This is a genomic window from Psychrobacter muriicola 2pS (genome assembly GCF_904846535.1).
GTDB classification, from domain to species: Bacteria; Pseudomonadota; Gammaproteobacteria; order Pseudomonadales; family Moraxellaceae; genus Psychrobacter; species Psychrobacter aquimaris.
The window spans coordinates 58170-78311 of sequence record NZ_CAJHBC010000002.1 but is presented as its reverse complement, the minus strand read 5'-3'; the positions used below and the strand labels follow the sequence as shown (position 1 = coordinate 78311).

Genomic DNA, 20142 nt, shown 5'->3' with positions numbered 1-20142 from the left:
TAAACTTTAAGTGAATTAGCTTTTGATTTTACAAACATTAAAGCCAAGGTCTTGTACTGCTGCTTCTTTATCATAAGGCGCGAGTACCGCACGTACGTGCTTTTGCCCTTGTAAATATTGCTTGGCAACGCGCTGTAAATCAGCCACTGTCACGGCCAATATTGCCGCACGCATTTTACGCTGCCAGTCGACACCGCGATGATGCAGATCAGCAAAGCAGGCTTTAACCGCCTCACCTGCTGGTGAACCTGGTTTATCCATACCTGAGATAATCCCTAAGATGGCTTCTTCTAACTGCTCGTCCGTTTGCGGCTCATTCAATAGCCATTCAATACTGGCATCGAAATGCGCAAAAGTCTCAGCACACTGCGGATCACGGTAGCTAAAGAATTTAAAGGCACAAGCATTGGCATCGTAGCCCGCACCGCCGCCATAAGCACCGCCGCGCTCACGAATGGCACTGTGCAAATAGCCGTTACGTAGGTAAGGCGCTAGTACCATCAAGGCAGCTGTATCAGGATGATCAGCCGCTGGCACCGTATAAGCACTGGCGTTATGATAGACATTGGTCGGCACCAACCAAGCCAAGTCTTCAACATCGAGCGCCACACCACTTTCTAGCACTTTAACCGCGTCTTTTTCACCATTTAACGCCGCATCAAGTTGTAACTCAGCAAATTCGCTTGGGATATTATCTTCAATATCTGTATCAGAGCTATTTAACTGCGCTGCAATTTTCGGCGCTTGACTATCTTTCCAGCTATCGACAATCAAATTGCTTAAGCGTTCGGTTTGCTCCGCTTCACAGATGATAACCGCATGCTTAGGCAAGCTAATTAAACGCTGATGTAAGTCCATCAAACTGGTTGCAAGCTTATCCCACTGCGCATCGTCGTTACTGGCATGGGTTAAAAACTCTTTTAGCGCGTTCAATGCTGGCAGTCCACTGCGCACATATTCTAACTGTGCTTGACGACTCATACCACGACTGGCGGTTTGCATGGCATATGAATGTCCTGAACCCGCAAGGTTTGATTGCCAGCCTGCTTGACGTTGCTGCAAAATCTCTTTGATACGGTCATGCTCGCTAAAGACGCTGTGTTCCATCACTTCTTTGAGCAAATCAATCGCTTCAGGTTTACGGTTTAGCGCGCGCGTTGCCACGACGAAATAGCTACTAATCGCTTGGCTATCATCGATATTGGTACGTTGGCTGATTCTGGCAGTCACGCCTGATGAATGCGCTGCTTGCTTGGCTTGCATTTCATGGGCGCTTAGCGAATCCGTACCTAGCTCAGATAATAAGCTTAAATAAATAGGCAGTAGCGGATGATTAATCACTTCATTAACGGGTAGCTCGCTTGTATCCTCATTACCAATCGCATCGGTCAACGGCACAATCACTTGGTAATAATATAAACCATTGGTACCGGCTTCATATTCACATAAGGTACTGTCTTGCCCACTCAAATTCACCTGTTTTTGCGTGCCTTGTTTAAAGCTAATATCCGTTGGGACATCTTCTAAACCAACTTTTGGCAATAAGCTTAAATCATCAGGCGCTGCTTGGCGCGCGGCCAAATCAAGCGCTTGTTGTTTTAAGATAGCTTTATCATCCGCGGTCAAATCCATCGCGATGGTATCAAGACGGGTTTGCTCAGCTGCTGCCAGACGGGCTGACTTTTCACTATCAGGTGTCAAGGTGACACGAACACGGTGCTGATTATCAAGCAAATGGGTTTTAATTAAATTCGGTAGCCATTGCGCATCTTTTACTTGCTCACGTAGCCATTGTAGATGCTCGTCAACTTCCCATACATCGATAGGATTCCCATCATGAATGGCAGTGCTAAAGCCTTCCAGCATTAAATTTAGACCATACGGCATACTATCACCGCCGATATGGCGCTGATCAATCTCGATTTGATGCAAGATGGTTTCAATGGTTTCATCATCGATTGGATTGCTCGCTACTTGACTGAGCAAATCAATAATGCCCTGCTCTACAGCCTCAGCATGTTCAGGGTTTGAACCGCGCAGACCTGTATAAAAGACCATTTCATAGTGACTGTCATCCAGCCCTAGTAGCGGACTTGGCGCTTTACCGAGTGGATGGCTGTCCAAATACGCACGCAGCGGCGAACCAGCATGCTCAACCAACACCCCTTCCAATAAACGCAAGGCTAAACGCTGTTTCGGATCAGTAATCGATGGTAATAACCACGCCACCACATGATGCGTTTGATCGGGGCCTGCTTCATCAGCCGTATAAGTATCAACCGCGCTAATCGGTGCAGACAAACGCTGCTCTGGACGTGAGACGTGTTTTTTACCCGCTTCAAACTGGATCAAAGCATCTTCATGGATTTTTGCTTGGGTTTCAGCGACTGGAATATTACCAAAACTCATGATCACGCTGTTTGAGGGATGATAATGGCTCTGATGAAATTCAACCAGCTCAGTATGCGTCAAGTCAGGAATTTCAGCAGGATCACCGCCCGAATTATAATGGTACGTCGTCGTTGGGAACAGATGATGGGCGACCGTATGATACAACTGGTCAATCTCACCACTCATTGCGCCTTTCATTTCATTAAAAACGATACCCTTAAATTGCGGCTTTTCATTTTCGTCTAACTCAACGCGGATACCTTCTTGGGCAAAATCCAGCGGATGAATATTCGGGAAAAATGAGGCATCAAGATAAACGGCAAGTAAATTAAAGTAGTCGTTTTTATTTTGCGTCGCATACGGATACGCCGTCCAATCGGCAGCAGTCATCGCATTCATAAAGGTATTGAGCGAACGTTTAATCATCGAAAAGAATGGGTCACGAACGGGGAACTTCTCAGAACCACATAAAGCCACGTGCTCTAAAATATGCGCCTCACCTTTTGAGTCCATTGGCTGAGTACGAAAACCAACCAAAAAGGCATTTTCGTCACTCGGATGTGCCAAGTGGTAATGCATTGCGCCTGTTTTGACGTGTTGGCTTATCAATACGTCCATCGACAGCGCCTCAATGTGGCGGTGTTCAATCAGCTCAAAGGCAGGATGCAAAGTTAGATCAGTAGTAAATAACGTGTCGGTCATAATTTTCCTTATGGATTGCCCCAATTTTATTTAGAAAAATGTGCTATTCGTGACCAAATCTAGCCAGTAGCAATAACATAAAATCGGGGTAAACAAGAGATAAATAGTGAATATAATACTTATCGTAGGGTCTTTTTTATATGGTATTCATATAAAAATATTGTGCGTATTATTGTGATTAACCTATGAGTAACATTCAAATTTAATGGCATGTACCAGTGCATCATTTTAAATGACGGCAATGCGCCGGTATAAATTAAAAAGAATTTGCCTAACGGAATTAGATGGGGATCGCACCTTCATAAGTCAAGATACTGTAGTGATAAAGATAACCAATACGACAGATAGTCGGATTTTCACAAAGTGAACTCAAAGCTTACTTAACAGCAGCCATCAGTAGTGCTATAGTTAAAATTATCTGTCACAAGGAGCCGCTCATGAGTTACGAACATATTTTATTGGTCACCGACTTAATGTCCGATGCTGATGTGGTCGCCCAAAAGGCCAAACGTATCGTCGAGAATCGTCCTAACGCTAAATTATCGGTATTGCATATCGTCAAAGATACCATGGTCGGCTTCGGTTATGAGCTGGTGCCGGCCTCCAGCTTATATGACGAAATTGACGATGAACGCTGTCAGGAAGCGCGCGCCAAATTGGCACAGTTTTTGGACCGTAATGACTTACATGCGGTGAATTCTGAAGTGACCACTGCCATCTCTAACAGTGAAGGCATCGTCAACTATTGCCACAAGCATGACGTTGATCTGCTGGTCATCGGTCGTCATGAACGCCATGGTATCGCAGCTTGGCTCAGTGGCGCGACGGCAGATAATATCCTGCCTAACGTCCCATGCGATAGCTTAGTCGTGAGACTGGATAAGCCCGTTAATAAATAAGCGACCACCTTTAATTAAAGAATGCTTAAGTGGAAAAGGCTTAAGTGTAAAGGTAGCTTAGCTTTAATGAGCTAAATCGATCCGCTTATATTACAAGCTAAACATAACATGTTATAAAACGTCCTATAGTAATGGCTATGGGACGTTTTTTGTTAGCCGCTTATCACTATAAAAGCTGACTATTAAGACCTCTCCTATGAACCATGAACGGTTAATCTTCTGTCAAAATATCAATAAAGCTTTGCCAAATCGGGCTTTGATGGCGGGCTTTATGCCACACTAGCCACCAAGTTCGCGACAAATCAATACCTGCCACTTTTACTTGTACCAGCGCTCCTGCTGTCAGCTCTGCCTGAATGACATGCTGCGATAAACAACCAAGACCAATATCTGCACTCACCATATGCTTAATAGCTTCCGACTGCTGAATGGCCATCACGATTTCTGCATCAGGCAAATGCTTTAGCAGTTGTTCGTCGATGATTTGCCGAGTACCTGACCCTGCCTCTCGTACCAATAGCGGCAGTTTTGCCAGTTGTGCAATGCTAAGCTCGTAGCAATTATCCGCATCGTTATACGCTGCCATGTCTGTCAACCATTTGCTATCGTGCTTGGTAAAGATCATCAAGGTATCTGTCCGCCACGCACGCTGCTCAATGACTTTCATATCTGTCGGGCGCGGCATACCCTCTACAAGCGCAATATCAATATTTAATTGCTCAACTTCGCTGACCACTTCTTGGGTATTGGCGATATACATATCGATATGGGCATCGGGTAGCGCCGCATATAGCTTGGCAAGCAGCGGTGGCAGTACATAATTACCGATGGTGGTACTAGCACCGATATGAATCTGCCCTGCCTGATGCTTATGATAATGCTCCAGTGTCAAAGCCTGCCCTAGGATAGCTTGTGCCTGTATATAAATAGGATGAGCATTGGGGTGCTGATTAAGCCTACGCCCGACCCGCTCAAACAAGGGCATTTGCAACCTTGCTTCTAATTCTGTCAGCGCACTACTGACCGCCGACTGCGATAAATGCAGCACTTCACTGGCACGACTGGTGCTACCCGTTTGATAGATACTGACAAACACCGATAATTGCTTGAGGGTAATCTTTGGTAATACCTGCATGGCTTTTTTCATAATTTCTCTGACGCCCTATCCTATTGATACAACCTAAAAACTACCTTTTTAATCCAAAAGCTTTTAATTAACCCAAAAAATCGATAGTTTATATCTTATTAATCTGTTTTTATTATAAATTAGTCTGTCTTATAATGTCTATTCATAAGCTTATGCTTATTTCGATTATAGACAATAGGACAGCCAGTCATGTACGCCTTGACCCAATCAATTAATAACTATTTTCCACGCAGCCGCCATCTAGCAGGGCTTATCGTCGTGCTGATTGGTAGCTTATTTTGCTTATGGCTCAATACTAGCGTAAACACATGGACAGATGGACGTATCGTTGGCTTGTCTTCTTTAACTTTAGCCATTCTAATTGGTATGGTACTGGGTAATACGGTCTATCCTAACCTTGCTGAGCGCTTAAATGTTGGCGTGGCATTTGCCAAAGGTCAAATATTGCGCCTCGCCATCATGTTTTATGGCTTTAAGTTAACCCTAACCCAAGTATCAAGTGTCGGACTGTCTGCAGTGATGAGCGATGCCTTAGTATTGACATCAACCTTTTTACTGACTTATTGGATAGGCACCAGATGGTTAAAAGTCGATAAACAAACGACGCTATTGATTGGGTCAGGTGCGAGTATTTGCGGTGCCGCCGCGGTGATTGCAGCAGAACCTGTGGTCAAAGCGGAAGCACACAAAGTCACTATTGCCGTGGCGACAGTGGTGGTCTTCGGTACGATTGCGATGCTGCTCTATCCGTTTTTATACCATCTCGGTTGGTTGCAACCTTGGTTAAACGCTCAGCAGTACGGCATTTATACCGGTTCAACCATTCATGAAGTGGCGCAAGTCGTCGTCGCTGGTAACGCAGTCAGCCCTGAAGTGGGTGACACAGCTGTTGTCACCAAGATGATACGCGTCATGATGCTTGCGCCTTTTTTACTTATTTTATCGTTTGCCTTAACCAAAGGTAGCAGCGACCATGGCGAAAAAACGTCATTCATGAATCGTGTCCAACAAGTCAAAATCCCTTGGTTTGCCTTTATATTTATTGCCATCGTCTTACTGCACACTTGGGTACCGATGACCGCAAGCTTTGAGCGTAGTATGGTGATGCTAGACGATGTGCTGCTCACCATGGCGATGTTTGCACTTGGTCTAACCACACATTTGGGCGCTATTAAACAAGCTGGCGTTAAACCCCTTATCTTAGGGGCGATTATGTTCGCTTGGCTGATCGTTGGCGGTGGATTGATTAATATTGGTATTAGCTTGCTTGGCTAAATTAAATTACCAAACATCCTTGTCGTTCGTTATCATTATTGCCGTGAACTATATAAACCAAAAATGCCGACGACTATGCTCTATGCTAGTCGTCGGCATTTTTGGTTTATCGTCTGATTTAAAAGCCACTTAACATAAAGCTGCGTTATAGATATTGAGCTTTTAATTTCAAATAGCTTATATTAAATCGTAGACGAAAAAAAACGAACCCAAAGGTTCGCTTTTTTTTCATCTTGCTCTAATTGTCTATAAAGACAAATTAGATAGCAACGATGTTATGGGCTTGTGGGCCTTTTTGACCTTGAGTTACAGTGAACTCAACTTCTTGGCCTTCAGCCAAAGTTTTGAAACCTGAACCAGTGATTTCGCTGTAATGAGCAAAAACGTCTGCGCCAGTTTCTGGAGCGATAAAACCAAAGCCTTTAGCTTCGTTGAACCACTTAACTGTACCTTTTTGAGTATCTGACATATTGATAATCCTACTTTTAAATTTATTTAATGGTCTAGTGACCGGTAACGCTTGCAAATAGCTACTGAACGATAAATATTAAAACGAAGGATTATAACTAATACTACGAGGTAATGATTTGGTGCAGAACTGCTCTTAAGCTTGGACGTATTATAAGGGGTACATCCCAATATCGCAAGTCTTATCTCATGTTTCGTGTAACTGGCGGCAATTTTTCACTATTTCTTACCCTTGTTGCACCATTTTTTAGGCATTTGGCAAGCGGAATAAATAGACCGCAACCCCACTACAAACCGTGGCTACCAGCCATGCCAGCCATATCATATCGGAGGGAATGTTAAAAAATAACATCGTTGTTGAAATAGTCATCATTATTGTCGCTAACCACTTGGCATAGAGTGGCACCGCGTGATTATTTTCCCAATCGCGTACGAATTTCCCAAAATAACGATGATTGATCAGCCAAAAATGAAAGCGTCGCGAACTACGTGCCCAGCAACCCGCTGCCAATAATATAAAAGGCGCGGTCGGCATGACGGGCAGTAATACACCGATAATACCCAATACAAAAAATAGCCAGCCCAGTATGACAAACGTCCAACGCACCGTTGGGCTGTTATGTTGATTGGTTTTGGGTCGATAATAAAAGGCTTTTTTGTGTTGGCTCATAAAAATACTGTCATTGAATGATATGGAGGGGCTAGGGCGTGTCCTCATTTTAAAAATGGTGATAAAAATGAGATAAATTGCAGTCAAACAAGGAAAATAGCGCAGATAATATCGAGATATTAGTCAGCTATTTAACGCCGTTTGGCAAGATTTAGCCATTTTTAACCCATTTATATGAATATCGATTGAATTGAGGACACGCCCTAATATTCGATAAAAGTTAGACAGCTAAATTTTTAAACGAGATGATCATCTATATAACTGCCTATGCCTATCTAGGTAGCTAAGCATGCAATATCACTCGGAACGGTACAAGACTATTTTTACGAGGTTTTTGCTATTAATAAGTATGTTTGGTTAGTGGTTGGGTAAGTGAGTTCACAACCTTTGACTGAATTTTTGGCAATAAAAAACCGCGCACAGCTAAACTATAAACGGTCTTATTGTTGAAGATACTATCCTAATTTATTTCGCTATCAATCCTATCTCGCGTGCTTCTTTTAGCCAGCTTGGAAACTCTTCTAGCATGTTTTCATACAAGGCTTCTTCGCTAATATCATCCAAGTCATCTAATTCAAAAAAGTCGCAATTATCAATCACGCGCCCTGTCATGTCGTCTAGTTTTTTTAGGATGCCATAACCACGACCACCCAAGCCCACAAACTGCCAAAATATCGGCAGTTTCGCCGCTTCCGTCATAACTCTGGTGATACCGCGATTGTCATTCACCCCGCCATCACTGATAAATAACACGTATACAGGCACATCAAGGCCGTCTTTTTGGTAAAACTCCGTCACGGCCTTCATGACCTCTGCTTCGTTATTCACACGTGGGCCAAGTGCCCATTTGCGCCAGCCGCCATGAGCGTTGTCAATGAAACCGTCATAGTTGCTCAGCCCAATCTCGCCCAAATACTGCGGATCTCGGGCAAACGCCCAGCAGTCTAGCGCTTGGTCGTCATCGAAGCTCACTGCCAATGGCAATAAACGGTTGACCACTTCTTGCACACGGCCTTTTTTATATTGTCTGTTCATTGAACCTGAAGCATCTAACACCAACGCCACTTTTGCCGTTAATTGCTGCAATTGGCGTTTTTCAAGCGATATCGTGGCTTTTTTGGCGAGGTTAACCAGTTTTGGTGCTTTGTCTAACATGACCTTTTCTAGCGATGGTTTTGTTTGAACTGGCGTTGCCGTTACGTCTGCTGCTGTCGAGCTACCCTCTTCTACATCGCCACCGAAATGCTGCACGATGGCGGCAAGTCCACCATTAAAGCCTTGCGCGACGTTGGATACTCGCCAAACGTCACTTTTACGATACAGCTGCATCAACATACTGGCTTGCTGCTGGGCAAAGTCTGCTGCTTGATACTCTGCCTGCACTTTTTGTGATTGCTGCCAAAGGCCAATCTCTAACGATTGAATTTGATTCAGCGGCGTGTCAGCTGATAATACAAAAAACAAGCTGTCTATATTAGTAGCCAGTTTGGATAAATTAACCTCAAACTCGGCTTGAATGCTGCTAGAGGATGATGGCTGCGATTCGTAATGGGTGAGCTTGATTTGCCCGCAAGGTGAGATTGGCTGATTATAAAACACCATATAATCATCATTGATCAGTTTGCCCGCTGCATCTAAGGCAAAGCAGCTGATGTCCATCTCTATTGGACTTTGCCGAGTAAACTTAAGCGTGATGGGTGCGGTGTCATCAATAGCAAGGTTGCTTAAAGGCGCGCGTTGTCCGACGGTGAGATGGTTCATGGTGTTCCTTACGTTAGCTTGTTATTCCTTTAAAGATAATAGACTAATTACTGACATTAAAAAACCGCTAACAGCACGAGCTGGAGCGGTTTTTTTATCTTAAGAAAGATAAAGACTCAACTTTATTTACTAATGAGTTTTGCGATATTAATTAGAGGTATCTCATAAGCATCATAAAAAATTATTAATTGAAGAATATAAATCACTTCTAAGCCACTAAATATTGAATCTTAATATATTTTTCATAGTATAGAGAATCAAACCGACCATTGCAAACTCAGACTCTCACCAAAATAATCTAGCAAGAAGAAAGAAAAAGCACTGATCACTAAAATTTTCGACTGTGAATCTATCAGCTCAACTTGTTTAGACAACACGTTAGTTTGAACAACTTCATTTTTAAAGTATTCATATAAAGGAAAAACAAATTGACCATTAATTAAAAAATTTCCAGCCTTGATATGATTCTTAAAACAACTATCCCATTCAGAACGACTGATCTTACTAACGTTAACTAGATTCTTATCACATATACCAGCTACATAAGATTTATACCCACTTCCAATAGAAGTTTCAATTAATGGAGGTACATCCATAGGATGTTTATAAGCTTCAACCATAGGGTAGCTAATATACAGTTTACCTTTATCTGTTTCACTATCAAAAAACTCTAAAAGATAATTAATTTTTTCATTATTAGCTCTATTAGTATGAGGGTCATAGTCAAAAAATAGATATATTCCAGCTATGTCATCTTCTTCTAAACCTTGGAGACAACTAGCATCATCAGACATACCTTTTAAAACAGTGAGAGGATCAAGGTAATCATCATAGTAAATTTTTTCATAAAATGAATAAATATCAGTCTCGTGTGCAACAATTTTTACATTATTCAAGCTTAAGTAGTGTTGATTCAGCTGACTAATAATCGGCTTCTCAGGCCTAAAACCCTCTGTTATAAATAAGACCAATCTAGTCACTAAATTCCCCTGCACGATATAACTTCTCTAAGTTATGAGCAACACGTATTTCTTTTAAAGTACTAACATGTAATGCATTAATTCTACTGCCATCTATAACGAATCCACAATCAGGCCTAATCAGGCTATTCGAAAGTAAGGCTGTATTATGTGTAGTTAATATCACTTGTGAATCAAGCTCCTTTAACATGCAAACTATATGTTTAGAAAGCTTAAAATGATAAGAGGAATCAAATTCATCTAGAAATAAAAGCGAAGTCTTATTCTCTCGAACTTCCTGCCACCAGTAATAGAACATCATTAAACTTTTTGTTCCAGTAGAAGCTATGCTGAAGAAAGGCAAGATTTTTTTATTGAATTTAAACCCAATAGATTTTTCTCCATCGGAATCCATAGATGCCAACTTACATTTAATGCCACAGTTATTCAAGAATTTTTCAAAATCTTTTAAGTTACCATTTTTTACAATTGAAGTAAGTATAGATGATTTATCAGTTCTATTTCCTATATAATTAATACCATCTGAAAGATTCCTAAACCAAAGCATATTGGAAACAAAGTCAATCAAAGCAATGAACGACTTGTTAGCTTTATTTCTTTTATCCAAATTAGTATTACTAAAAATATATTTTATAGAAGATAAATTTAATTCTCCGTTGATATTTTTATTTAAACTTTCAGCTCCTTTTAATTTTACTTCAACTGGTTGACCTAAATTATAATTTACTACTAAATTATCATTTATATACAATTCTTCTTTGATTATTTTTTTATCTTTATTTTTTCTATATTTATATATAATATCAGTCTTATCTATCTCAAACTTATAGTTAAACTCTGCATAATCTAATTCAGAATCAGCATTTATATAGTTTTTATTTGGAAGTCCAATAGTATTATTATCAGTTAGGTGTTCCACTAAATCAAAAATAGCCCATCCAATCGTTGACTTGCCAGTAGCATTTTCTCCGTAGATTAAGGCTGTTTGCACAATCTTATTTTGAATGCATTCTTCATTAAAAGCAAAGTTACCTGCAGTAAGATCAAACTTTATTTCATCTTTAAACTGCCTGAAACCTTTTACTGAAAAGCTTTTTAACATTATCTGAGATTCCTCTATTAGATTGCATAATATACAAAGCAGACACTTAGAATCTATTAAAATTTGAAACTTGATTCGAACTTGCTAAGTAAATAATAGCACGTAAACCGTATAAAAAATACGGTTTGCATATATAGTTTGTCATTACTCAACAAACATAATGAATTATATTTGTTTCATTTAAGATACTTGAAATGTATTTTATTTCTGATAAATAACAAAAAAAGCCACCTAATTAGGTGGCTTTTTTACTTTCTCAACAAAAAACACTACAACGCTTTCAACTGCTCCATCTGCGCCGTCATCGCGGTCAACTGCCCTTCTAGCTCAGCCAGTTTCGCTTTCTCTGCTTCGACCACTTCCGCAGGTGCTTTACTCACAAAACCTTCATTACCGAGCTTACGGGCGATACCTTCTGCTTGGCCTTTCAACTTATCATATGACTTTCCTAAACGTGCCAGCTCAGCCGTTGGATCGATTAGCCCTTTCATCGGTACGAGGACACGTAGCTGACCGACCATACTTGATGATGATAGTGGCACCTCATCGCCTTCTTTGACGATCTCTAAGCTCTCGACTTTGGCAAGCGCTTTGAACTGGTTTTTGATACGGGATAGACGCGCTTCTTCATCATGAGAAACATTTTGTAGGAGCACTGGCAGACGTACCGCGTTACCCAGTTTCATCTCACCACGGATATTACGGACGCTAGCGATTAGCTCCTGTAGCCACGCCATATCCGCTTCAGTCTGCTCACTGATTTGGCTATCATCGGTCTGTGGATAGTCTGCGACCACGATGCTGTCGGTGTTTTTACGACCGAGTAGCGGCGCAATGGTCTGCCAGATTTGCTCAGTCAGATACGGCATGATTGGATGGGTGAAGCGTAGCGCCGTCTCTAGCACATGCAGTAGCACATAGCGGATTTGCGCTTTACGCTCATCCGACACCGAGTCATCATTTAGGCTGGCTTTGGCAAGCTCAACGTACCAGTCACAGTACTCGTTCCAGATGAACTCATAGATATCTTGGCTGACCATATCGAGACGATACTGAGCAAAATGCTGATGAATGTCTTTGATACTAGAGTTCAGACGACTCATGATCCATTTTTCTGGTAATTCCCATACATCAGGGTTTGCCGCTTGGTCTATAGGCTTGGCATTGCTGTCACCATCCACACAGTTCATCAGGACAAAGCGGCTGGCGTTCCAGATTTTATTACAGAAGTTACGATAGCCCTCGACACGTTTTAGATCAAAGTTGATATCGCGACCCGTACTGGCTAGTGAGGTAAAGGTAAAGCGCAGTGCATCGGTGCCGTAAGCTGGGATGCCTTCTGGGAATTCTTTACGCGTTTGCTTCTCAATCTTAGCCGCGTCTTTTGGATTCATCATATTGCTAGTGCGTTTTTCGACCAGCGCTTCTAGCTCAATACCGTCGATGAGATCGATCGGATCTAAGACGTTACCTTTCGATTTTGACATTTTCTGACCATTACCATCACGTACCAGACCATGCACATAAACGGTCTTAAACGGTACTTGCGGCGTGCCATCTTCGTTTTTCACGAAGTGCATGGTCATCATGATCATGCGGGCCACCCAAAAGAAGATAATGTCAAAACCTGTCACGAGCACGCTGGTTGGGTGAAAGGTATCCATCACGCGCGGATCGGCGTTGACGTCTGCCCAGTCAAGCGTACTGAATGTCCAGAGACCCGAGCTGAACCATGTATCGAGCACGTCATTATCTTGGCGCAGTTTTACATCGTCGCCTAAGTTATATTTGCTACGCACTTCCGCTTCGTCACGGGCGACATAGATCTCACCTGTTGCATCGTCATACCATGCAGGAATACGATGACCCCACCACAGCTGACGGCTGATGCACCAGTCTTGTAGATCAGTCATCCATGCCATATACATGTTTTTGTACTGCGCAGGGACGAACTCAATGCTGCCGTCTTCTACCGCGTCAATCGCAGGCTTGGCAAGCTCTTTGACCGCGACATACCACTGATCGGTCAACCACGGCTCAACGATCGTACCGCCACGCTCAGCGCGAGGGGCTTTGAGTGCGTAGTCTTCGATATCTTCTAGCCAGCCCTGCTCGCCTGCTTGCTCTACAAGGAATTTACGCGCGGCAAAACGCTCCAGTCCTGCATACTCGCTCGGCGTGGTTTCTAGCTCTGGCTCACGCGTCTGCAAATCAGGATAGACTTCCATCGCTGGCAAAATATTGGCGCGCTCATCAAGGATATTGATGAGTGGCAAGCTATGACGACGACCCAATTCATAATCGTTAAAATCATGAGCTGGAGTGATTTTTACGCAGCCTGTACCAAAGTCTTTTTCAACATAATCATCAGCGACGATAGGCACGACGCGACCCGTAATTGGTAAGGTAATGGTTTTGCCGACCAAGTGTGCATAACGCTCATCACTAGGATTGACTGCAACAGCAGTATCGCCAAGCAGTGTCTCAGGACGTGTGGTTGCGACGACCAGATAGTTTTTACCATCTTGAGTCAGTAGCTCTGTATCAGTGAAATGGTAGCGGAAATGCCACAAGCTACCTTTTTCGTCATGGTTTTCGACTTCTAAATCAGACAGTGCGGTTTGGAACTTAGGATCCCAGTTCACTAGGCGCTTACCACGATAAATCAAACCATCATCAAACAGACGCACAAACACTTCTTTTACCGCATTGGACAGACCGTCATCCATGGTAAAGCGCTCACGCGACCAGTCAACCGAGCTACCCAAACGACGAATTTGGCTAGTGATATTACCGCCCGACTCTTCTTTCCATTCCCACACTTTATCGATGAAATCTTCACGCGTCATATCACGACGCTTAATGCCTTGCGCCTCCAAACGACGCTCAACAACCATTTGGGTGGCGATACCAGCATGATCCGTACCTGGTTGCCAAAGCGTATTGTCGCCATCCATGCGGTGATAACGGGTGAGCGCATCCATGATCGCATTGTTAAAACCGTGTCCCATATGCAGCGAGCCGGTAACGTTCGGCGGTGGCAGCGCAATAGAAAACGACTCATCTTTGTCAAAAGTCGGCTGAAAATAACCGCTTTCTTCCCAGCCTTGGTACATGCCTGCTTCGACTTGCGCAGGATTGTACGCATTTTCTAACTGGCTTAGCGCAGCTTGGATTGATTGGGTCAGGTTGGTCTTAGCATTGCTATCAATGCTGGTATCGGTATTAGGATTGCTCATAATAGGGTGATCTTATTGTTGATAATGAATGTGGTCAAAATGAGATAGCGTAAACACTATAAAAACAGGAAATATCATTGATAGAGTGATTTTAACGCAGATAGGCAGATTTTGTTAGATGGTAAGGCAATTTATAAAGCCTGAAGGTAGTTTTTAATGACGTTATCGAACAATTAATAACCCCAATCGGTTAAATGCTCAACAGAACCCGCCACTGTCATGCGCTAACATAGCACTGATATCTTTATATTAAAAAATACTAAAAACGTTATCTAATCAATAGTGAGCCGACCTTGTCCCAAGATACCGAGCATAAAAGCAACTCTGAAGCTGACAAAATAGCCGATAAGCGCTTGACTGATAATAGTGTTAATCAACCATCTACTGCTGAAGATAAAGACCTTAGCAAGACTGAGACGCCAGATGATACTGATGCGACAGAAAGTTTGGAAGACGAAGATTTTTCTGAGGATATTAGCGAAGAAGACAAAGAAACCATCAAAAAAGTCGCCAATGATGACAATTTAAGTCAAGCAAAGAGCTATGCCAGTATCTTGGTTGAGCAAGTGATGGATGCCAAAGAAACTTTTGAGCGCTCGCTTGGCTCACTCTTTACCAGTGCTTTTACCGCTGGGCTTGAGATTGGCATTAGCTTCTTTATGATTTTATCTGCATTTGCCTTACTCAATGATGTGCTGCCGAGTCGCTATGCGATGGTACTATCATCCCTGCTCTATCCGATAGGCTTTATTATCGTCGTAATTGGTCAGTCGTTATTATTTACTGAGCAGACTTCCTTGCTTAGTCTACCTGTATTAAACAAGATTGAACCACTGCATAAGCTGCTGCGTCTATGGGGCATCGTCATTGCTGGCAATATCGTCGGCGGCTGTTTATTTGCCGCTTTGATGGTTGGCTTAGGGTTGCATATGCATCTGTTTACAGATCATGCCATTGATGCTTACGCTGAGCATATTTTGGGTTTTGAATGGTGGGTTATCTTTGGTAGTGCGGTATTAGCGGGTTGGATGATGGGCGTGGCGGCATGGCTAGTCACATCTGCACGCGATACCCTTAGCCGCATCGTACTCGTTATTCTCATCACTGGTAGTATCGGCTTTTTAGGATTGCATCACAGTATCGTTGGCAATATTGAAGTGTTTTCAGCATTGCTGTATGGCAACACCGTTACTCTATGGCACTATTTGATATTTTTAGTTGTGGTCTTAGTGGGCAATACGGTAGGCGGCGTGGTATTTGTCGCTGTACTCAAAAACCGTACTTTCTTATTTCAAATCGAAAAAGTAAAAGAACAAACTGCCAATGATAAAGCAGATGCCAGAAAAAAAATAAACGGTCGTCGCTTTTAGCTGTTGTCCAATACAATCGAATTGGAGAGTATTTAAGCAGGTTATGGAATAAATGATTGGGTGACAGGCGTCGTTTAGATAGAGAATTGAAGAGCAGTAGTCGCATGACTGGTATTATCGATACTGATAACCGCTGTACCATAAGCGATGGCTTCAACCATGCTGCCCAATTGATTGATATTGCTGACTTCAAGACGTAAGCCGTAGATATGGTTATAGCCTTTGGCTTGTGCCTCAGTGCGCATACGGACGATGGCCTCACGGCGGGCGCGGTCTAATAATGTCTCGTAGGTGGTCAAGTTTTTACCAAAGATGCTCAATACCCGAGCGATAATCATTTTGAAATAATCTTGGGCAATAACCACGCTACCAAGCACCAGCTCGCCCTCAGTATTGGCAGCAAGTTTCGGCACATAAAAGCGCTCACTTGAGACCATAATATGGCTTAATTCTTGCTCTGCAATGCTTAACTGCGCGAGATGTTGGCGCTCATGACGCGACCCAAAAAACCAACCAGCAGCAAATAGTAAAATAAACGGTGCGTAATTGATAAGCATTTGGGTAAGGGAGTTATTCATGGCACGTCTCTTGTCATAAACTTATCATAAAAAAGCATCGATGCTTTAAGATTTGGTTAGCTAACCAAAAGGGTTGAAACGTGGCAAGTCATCGGTTGCTGTCGGTGCAGAATTTTGTAGATTTGACTGCTGACCAGGCTGATGATGAGAGTCGCTTGGTGGGGTTTGATAGACTTGCTGCGGCATCGGTATGGCTTTGACAGCGGTGCCATAGACAAACAATTCAGAGGCTCCCTGCGCGATGCTAGAGGTTGAAAAACGCAACCCCACAACCGCATCTGCACCCAAGGCTTCTGCCTTGACAATCATCCGATCTATCGCCTCTTGGCGTGACTCCTCTAACAGCTCGGTATAAGCCGTTAACTCACCACCGACGATATTCTTAAGTCCAGCAAACAAGTCTTTGCCGACATGTTTTGAGCGCACGGTGCTGCCGTACACCACATCTAAACGCTCAGTGATCTGATAGTTGGGCAAATGCTCAAGATTGGAGAGTTGCACAGTCATAGTACGACCTTATCGATGACGTTATATAGACAGCGTCAACTTGGATATAGACCAAACCACGCTGCCCGTATATTGATAAAAAGGCTAATCGTTGGTATGGAACAATAAAAATAATTCGGTCAAATTGCCTTCGATGCTGTTGGCCATTTGTGCCAGCTTATCTTCATCTTTACGCATTTCAGCAAGCTCTGGATCTTCATCATCGATACCGCTTAGCAGTATCATTGGTAATGTCAAAACAGCCACATCTTCTGCTGTTTCTTCATCTTCAAACCAATCACTGGCTTCATCACCATACATCGCATCGACAAAACCAATTGACCAAGCAACGATATCTGATTCATCTGAAAAATCAACAGCCACTTCTTCATCACCCGCATCTTCACCAAACGGTAGCTCAATCGGCGTCTCGTTTTTTAGCTCAGCGATAATAGAGTCGCGCCAGCGCTGGATACCGTCGATGACGTTTTCTGGGATTTCACTGACATGCCCTTCAAACAGTGCATCCAGCCAGTTCGGTAATGGACGGCCAATGACTGTCGCTGTCAAAAAACCATGTGCGGCGACACTATCAAGCACAAACTGGCTCTCTTGGTTGTCCAAATAGTCTAATAATTCATCGAAGCTTAGTTGGTTACTCATGATGTAATTGTCCTTGAAAGATAGAGTGCGGCTGATGCCATAAACGATCGGTTAAGTGCAGAATAGCGGATAATTTGAAGGTAAAGGTAGTTTCGGTAAAGCACCCAAACCACCTTTATAAAGTAAGAATCATTGTATAGAGCGGGTTGCTAGCAACCGTCGAAAAGTAACGAACGAGATGTCATTGGCTTGACAGTATCAGCTAATACGCCATTATTAAGAGGCTTTAGTCGGCTTAAATGACTGGGCACTTTCACATTAAGCTATGACTTAAGTTTAAAGACTAAAGATCGTCATCATCCCAGTCATCGCCATCTTCATCGAAATTATCTATATCGTCTAGATCATCCTTTAGCTCTTTAGCCAAACGCTTTTCTTCTAGCAGATTATCGATTAGTCGACGCTTCTCAAGACTGCTTAAGCGCGTACGCACGCTCGTCTCGGCCTCTTCCACCATCTTTGCATCATCATCGTCGACAAAATCATCATCAAAATCATCGTCAATATCAGCGTCACTCATGACAAACTCCTATCATTTTTAGCAAGGGTATTAAGAATACATTAATATATATATGCCTTATAAAGTCTCTACTTCATGTTGTCAATGCTTTTTATTATTACCGCCCTATTTTTAGGCGATATAAAGATAAAGATAAAGATAATATCGCAGACAATTGTATATTAATCAGCGAAGATAAGTAGCATTAAATAGCCGACTCATCTGCGCTTTCAATCATCAATACCGCATTACGCACATCCGCTAAGCGTTGGATCATCGAATCATTGCCACCATCAAACACGGCACATTCACGCTCATAAACCGTTGTTGGGCGCATGATACTCTGTACCTGTACATGGTGGCTGATTTGCTTGAGACCTGCATTGGGTAACAAAATCAGCATTTGCTCTTTTTTGCCAACACTGTGTAATAATTGCGTCATTGCTTGCGCCTGCGCATCATCGCTGACACCTGCTTTAGCGGGTAGCGCAAAGCGGCTTAGCTCAATGTGCTTGTCATGGATGATTTTATTGAGCATCAAATACAGCTTGCCAAGCATCACGCCTGCTAACGCCACTTTGGCATGGCTATTGTCCGCCTTTAACAACACACTAGCACCCGTGTCATCGAAACGTGGCTCATTCATCGCGCTGACACCTAATAATAAAGGCTGCTTAAGCAACTCAGTCACTGCTTGGTTCAATAGCTGCGTACATAATGCTAAATAAGGTAAACGCTGAGCCGGCGCAAGACGCTCAAGCATATTGAACTCGTCATGAAATACAATCTGCACTCTCACACTATCAAATGAGCGGGTGGCAGACAACCGAGAGGCGCTGCCAGATTTATGAGCGCTGCTCATATCATTTTGAGCACCATCTGCTACGTCATGCTCTGTCCGCTCTTCAGTTGTATCATTGATAGGCTGATCATTAGAACCTGTCGCGTCTTGATTTTGTTGCGTTCTTAAATACTGGTTTACTTCACTATGCACATCCAATTTGCGTGCACTGGCTGGCTGCCTATCCGTTGCACTCTCTACAGAATACTCCGAAGTTTCTCTATCAGAATCCGTGGTACGACGTTCAAGCTCACGATCATAATTGCGCTGATCGATTTGCATATACTGCTCACGATGCAAATCCTGAATATCGCGGCTAAGCGCATTGATCTGCTCTTTGGTGGGACGGGCAAGGTAACCATAAACCAGCCAAAGCAACAAATGCAGCAGCATCGTACCGATGACGAATGGCCATTGCATAGCGATAATCTCGCCTTTGCTAATATCTTTTAACGTCAACGACACACTGCCAATTACCGCATCGCCATTGGTGGCAATCTGACGAATGGTATCACCTTGCTGCATGGGCGCATTGCCAACAGGCACCAAGATATCGTCGTTATTGTCTTTAATCAATATGCGTGTCACGTCTTGCTCGCTGGTATAGCGATTGGCAATGACGCTTAAGCTGACACGGTCTTTATTTTCTAAAGACAACCTTGCTTCATCAATCAGCTGGGCGACCATTTGCTCGCCTTTTAACGCACGACTTTTGCTCAGTTGTTGATCGGTGCTGATGACCAATAACAACGTCTGTAAACAAAAACTAACCAGAAGAATAATGGCAAACAACCCTTGCCGCGGCGCTAAATACGTCATGATATGGTAAACTTTTTTGGAGAAGAGAAATTAAAAAACAAGGCTATCGCTCATTTTTTGGCGAATTTAAAAAAAACTGTACAGTACGTATCTTAATAAGCATTTATTGAATGTCAGCACCATGCTGTGACATGTCTGTTGTTGCCTAAAATAAGACTGACAACAAGATTTCGTTACTTAAAAACTGCTGTCTAAAATGCTATAACTCAGGATAATCTACTGCACATTTGGTAAGCGGCGAATGAAAGCATT

16 protein-coding genes are annotated in these 20142 nt (G+C 42.8%); 3 read left to right on the top strand and 13 right to left on the bottom strand.

Annotated elements, in window-relative coordinates; genetic code table 11:
- Positions 1 to 15: 15 nt before the first annotated feature.
- Positions 16 to 3093, bottom strand: coding sequence for an insulinase family protein (locus JMX93_RS02695; protein WP_499203776.1), 3078 nt, complete (start codon positions 3091 to 3093; stop codon positions 16 to 18).
- Between the two features lie 437 nt (positions 3094 to 3530).
- On the opposite strand from JMX93_RS02695, the gene JMX93_RS02690 reads away from it, so the two are divergent.
- Entirely contained in the window at positions 3531 to 3992 is a 462-nt protein-coding gene (locus tag JMX93_RS02690; protein ID WP_087813544.1) for a universal stress protein, read from the top strand.
- 211 nt (positions 3993 to 4203) lie between these two features.
- On the opposite strand, the gene JMX93_RS02685 is transcribed toward JMX93_RS02690, so the two are convergent.
- A complete protein-coding gene (locus tag JMX93_RS02685; RefSeq protein WP_499203775.1) occupies positions 4204 to 5139 on the bottom strand; it encodes a LysR substrate-binding domain-containing protein in 936 nt (311 codons plus the stop codon).
- Between the two features lie 189 nt (positions 5140 to 5328).
- On the opposite strand from JMX93_RS02685, the gene JMX93_RS02680 reads away from it, so the two are divergent.
- Positions 5329 to 6414 carry a YeiH family protein gene (locus JMX93_RS02680; RefSeq protein ID WP_499203774.1) on the top strand — a complete coding sequence of 362 codons (1086 nt, stop codon included), beginning with the start codon at positions 5329 to 5331 and terminating at the stop codon, positions 6412 to 6414.
- 259 nt (positions 6415 to 6673) lie between these two features.
- On the opposite strand, the gene JMX93_RS02675 is transcribed toward JMX93_RS02680, so the two are convergent.
- The 6 genes from JMX93_RS02675 to JMX93_RS02650 form a co-directional block, all read right to left on the bottom strand.
- Positions 6674 to 6883, bottom strand: coding sequence for a cold-shock protein (locus tag JMX93_RS02675; RefSeq protein ID WP_010201661.1), 210 nt, complete (start codon positions 6881 to 6883; stop codon positions 6674 to 6676).
- Positions 6884 to 7129: 246 nt separating this feature from the next.
- Positions 7130 to 7552, bottom strand: coding sequence for a YbaN family protein (locus JMX93_RS02670; RefSeq protein WP_198332092.1), 423 nt, complete (start codon positions 7550 to 7552; stop codon positions 7130 to 7132).
- A 465-nt stretch (positions 7553 to 8017) separates the two neighbouring features.
- A complete protein-coding gene (locus tag JMX93_RS02665) occupies positions 8018 to 9313 on the bottom strand; it encodes a VWA domain-containing protein (protein ID WP_499203773.1) in 1296 nt (431 codons plus the stop codon).
- 257 nt (positions 9314 to 9570) lie between these two features.
- Positions 9571 to 10308 (bottom strand): hypothetical protein, encoded by a 738-nt coding sequence (locus JMX93_RS02660; RefSeq protein ID WP_499203772.1) that lies wholly within the window; start codon positions 10306 to 10308, stop codon positions 9571 to 9573.
- The gene (locus tag JMX93_RS02655) at positions 10286 to 11395 is read right to left on the bottom strand and encodes an AAA family ATPase (protein ID WP_499203771.1); all 1110 of its coding nucleotides are present in this window, start codon (positions 11393 to 11395) and stop codon (positions 10286 to 10288) included. The genes JMX93_RS02660 and JMX93_RS02655 overlap by 23 nt, the downstream gene beginning before the upstream one ends.
- A gap of 269 nt (positions 11396 to 11664) precedes the next feature.
- Complete coding sequence (locus JMX93_RS02650) at positions 11665 to 14634, bottom strand: valine--tRNA ligase (RefSeq protein ID WP_499203770.1); 2970 nt, start codon at positions 14632 to 14634, stop codon at positions 11665 to 11667.
- Positions 14635 to 14927: 293 nt separating this feature from the next.
- Here JMX93_RS02650 and JMX93_RS02645 point away from each other — a divergent pair, with 293 nt between their 5' ends.
- On the top strand, positions 14928 to 16004 hold the full coding sequence (locus tag JMX93_RS02645; protein ID WP_499203769.1) for a formate/nitrite transporter family protein: 1077 nt from the start codon (positions 14928 to 14930) through the stop codon (positions 16002 to 16004).
- Positions 16005 to 16078: 74 nt separating this feature from the next.
- Here JMX93_RS02645 and JMX93_RS02640 read toward each other — a convergent pair whose 3' ends face one another.
- The 5 genes from JMX93_RS02640 to JMX93_RS02620 form a co-directional block, all read right to left on the bottom strand.
- Positions 16079 to 16582 carry a YbjQ family protein gene (locus JMX93_RS02640; protein ID WP_499203768.1) on the bottom strand — a complete coding sequence of 168 codons (504 nt, stop codon included), beginning with the start codon at positions 16580 to 16582 and terminating at the stop codon, positions 16079 to 16081.
- A 60-nt stretch (positions 16583 to 16642) separates the two neighbouring features.
- Positions 16643 to 17089, bottom strand: coding sequence for a YbjQ family protein (locus JMX93_RS02635; RefSeq protein ID WP_443215329.1), 447 nt, complete (start codon positions 17087 to 17089; stop codon positions 16643 to 16645).
- Between the two features lie 84 nt (positions 17090 to 17173).
- The gene (locus tag JMX93_RS02630) at positions 17174 to 17731 is read right to left on the bottom strand and encodes a YecA/YgfB family protein (protein ID WP_193013416.1); all 558 of its coding nucleotides are present in this window, start codon (positions 17729 to 17731) and stop codon (positions 17174 to 17176) included.
- A 283-nt stretch (positions 17732 to 18014) separates the two neighbouring features.
- Entirely contained in the window at positions 18015 to 18251 is a 237-nt protein-coding gene (locus tag JMX93_RS02625; protein ID WP_045443968.1) for a PA3496 family putative envelope integrity protein, read from the bottom strand.
- A gap of 184 nt (positions 18252 to 18435) precedes the next feature.
- The gene (locus JMX93_RS02620; protein WP_499203767.1) at positions 18436 to 19890 is read right to left on the bottom strand and encodes a hypothetical protein; all 1455 of its coding nucleotides are present in this window, start codon (positions 19888 to 19890) and stop codon (positions 18436 to 18438) included.
- Between the last annotated feature and the right edge of the window lie 252 nt (positions 19891 to 20142).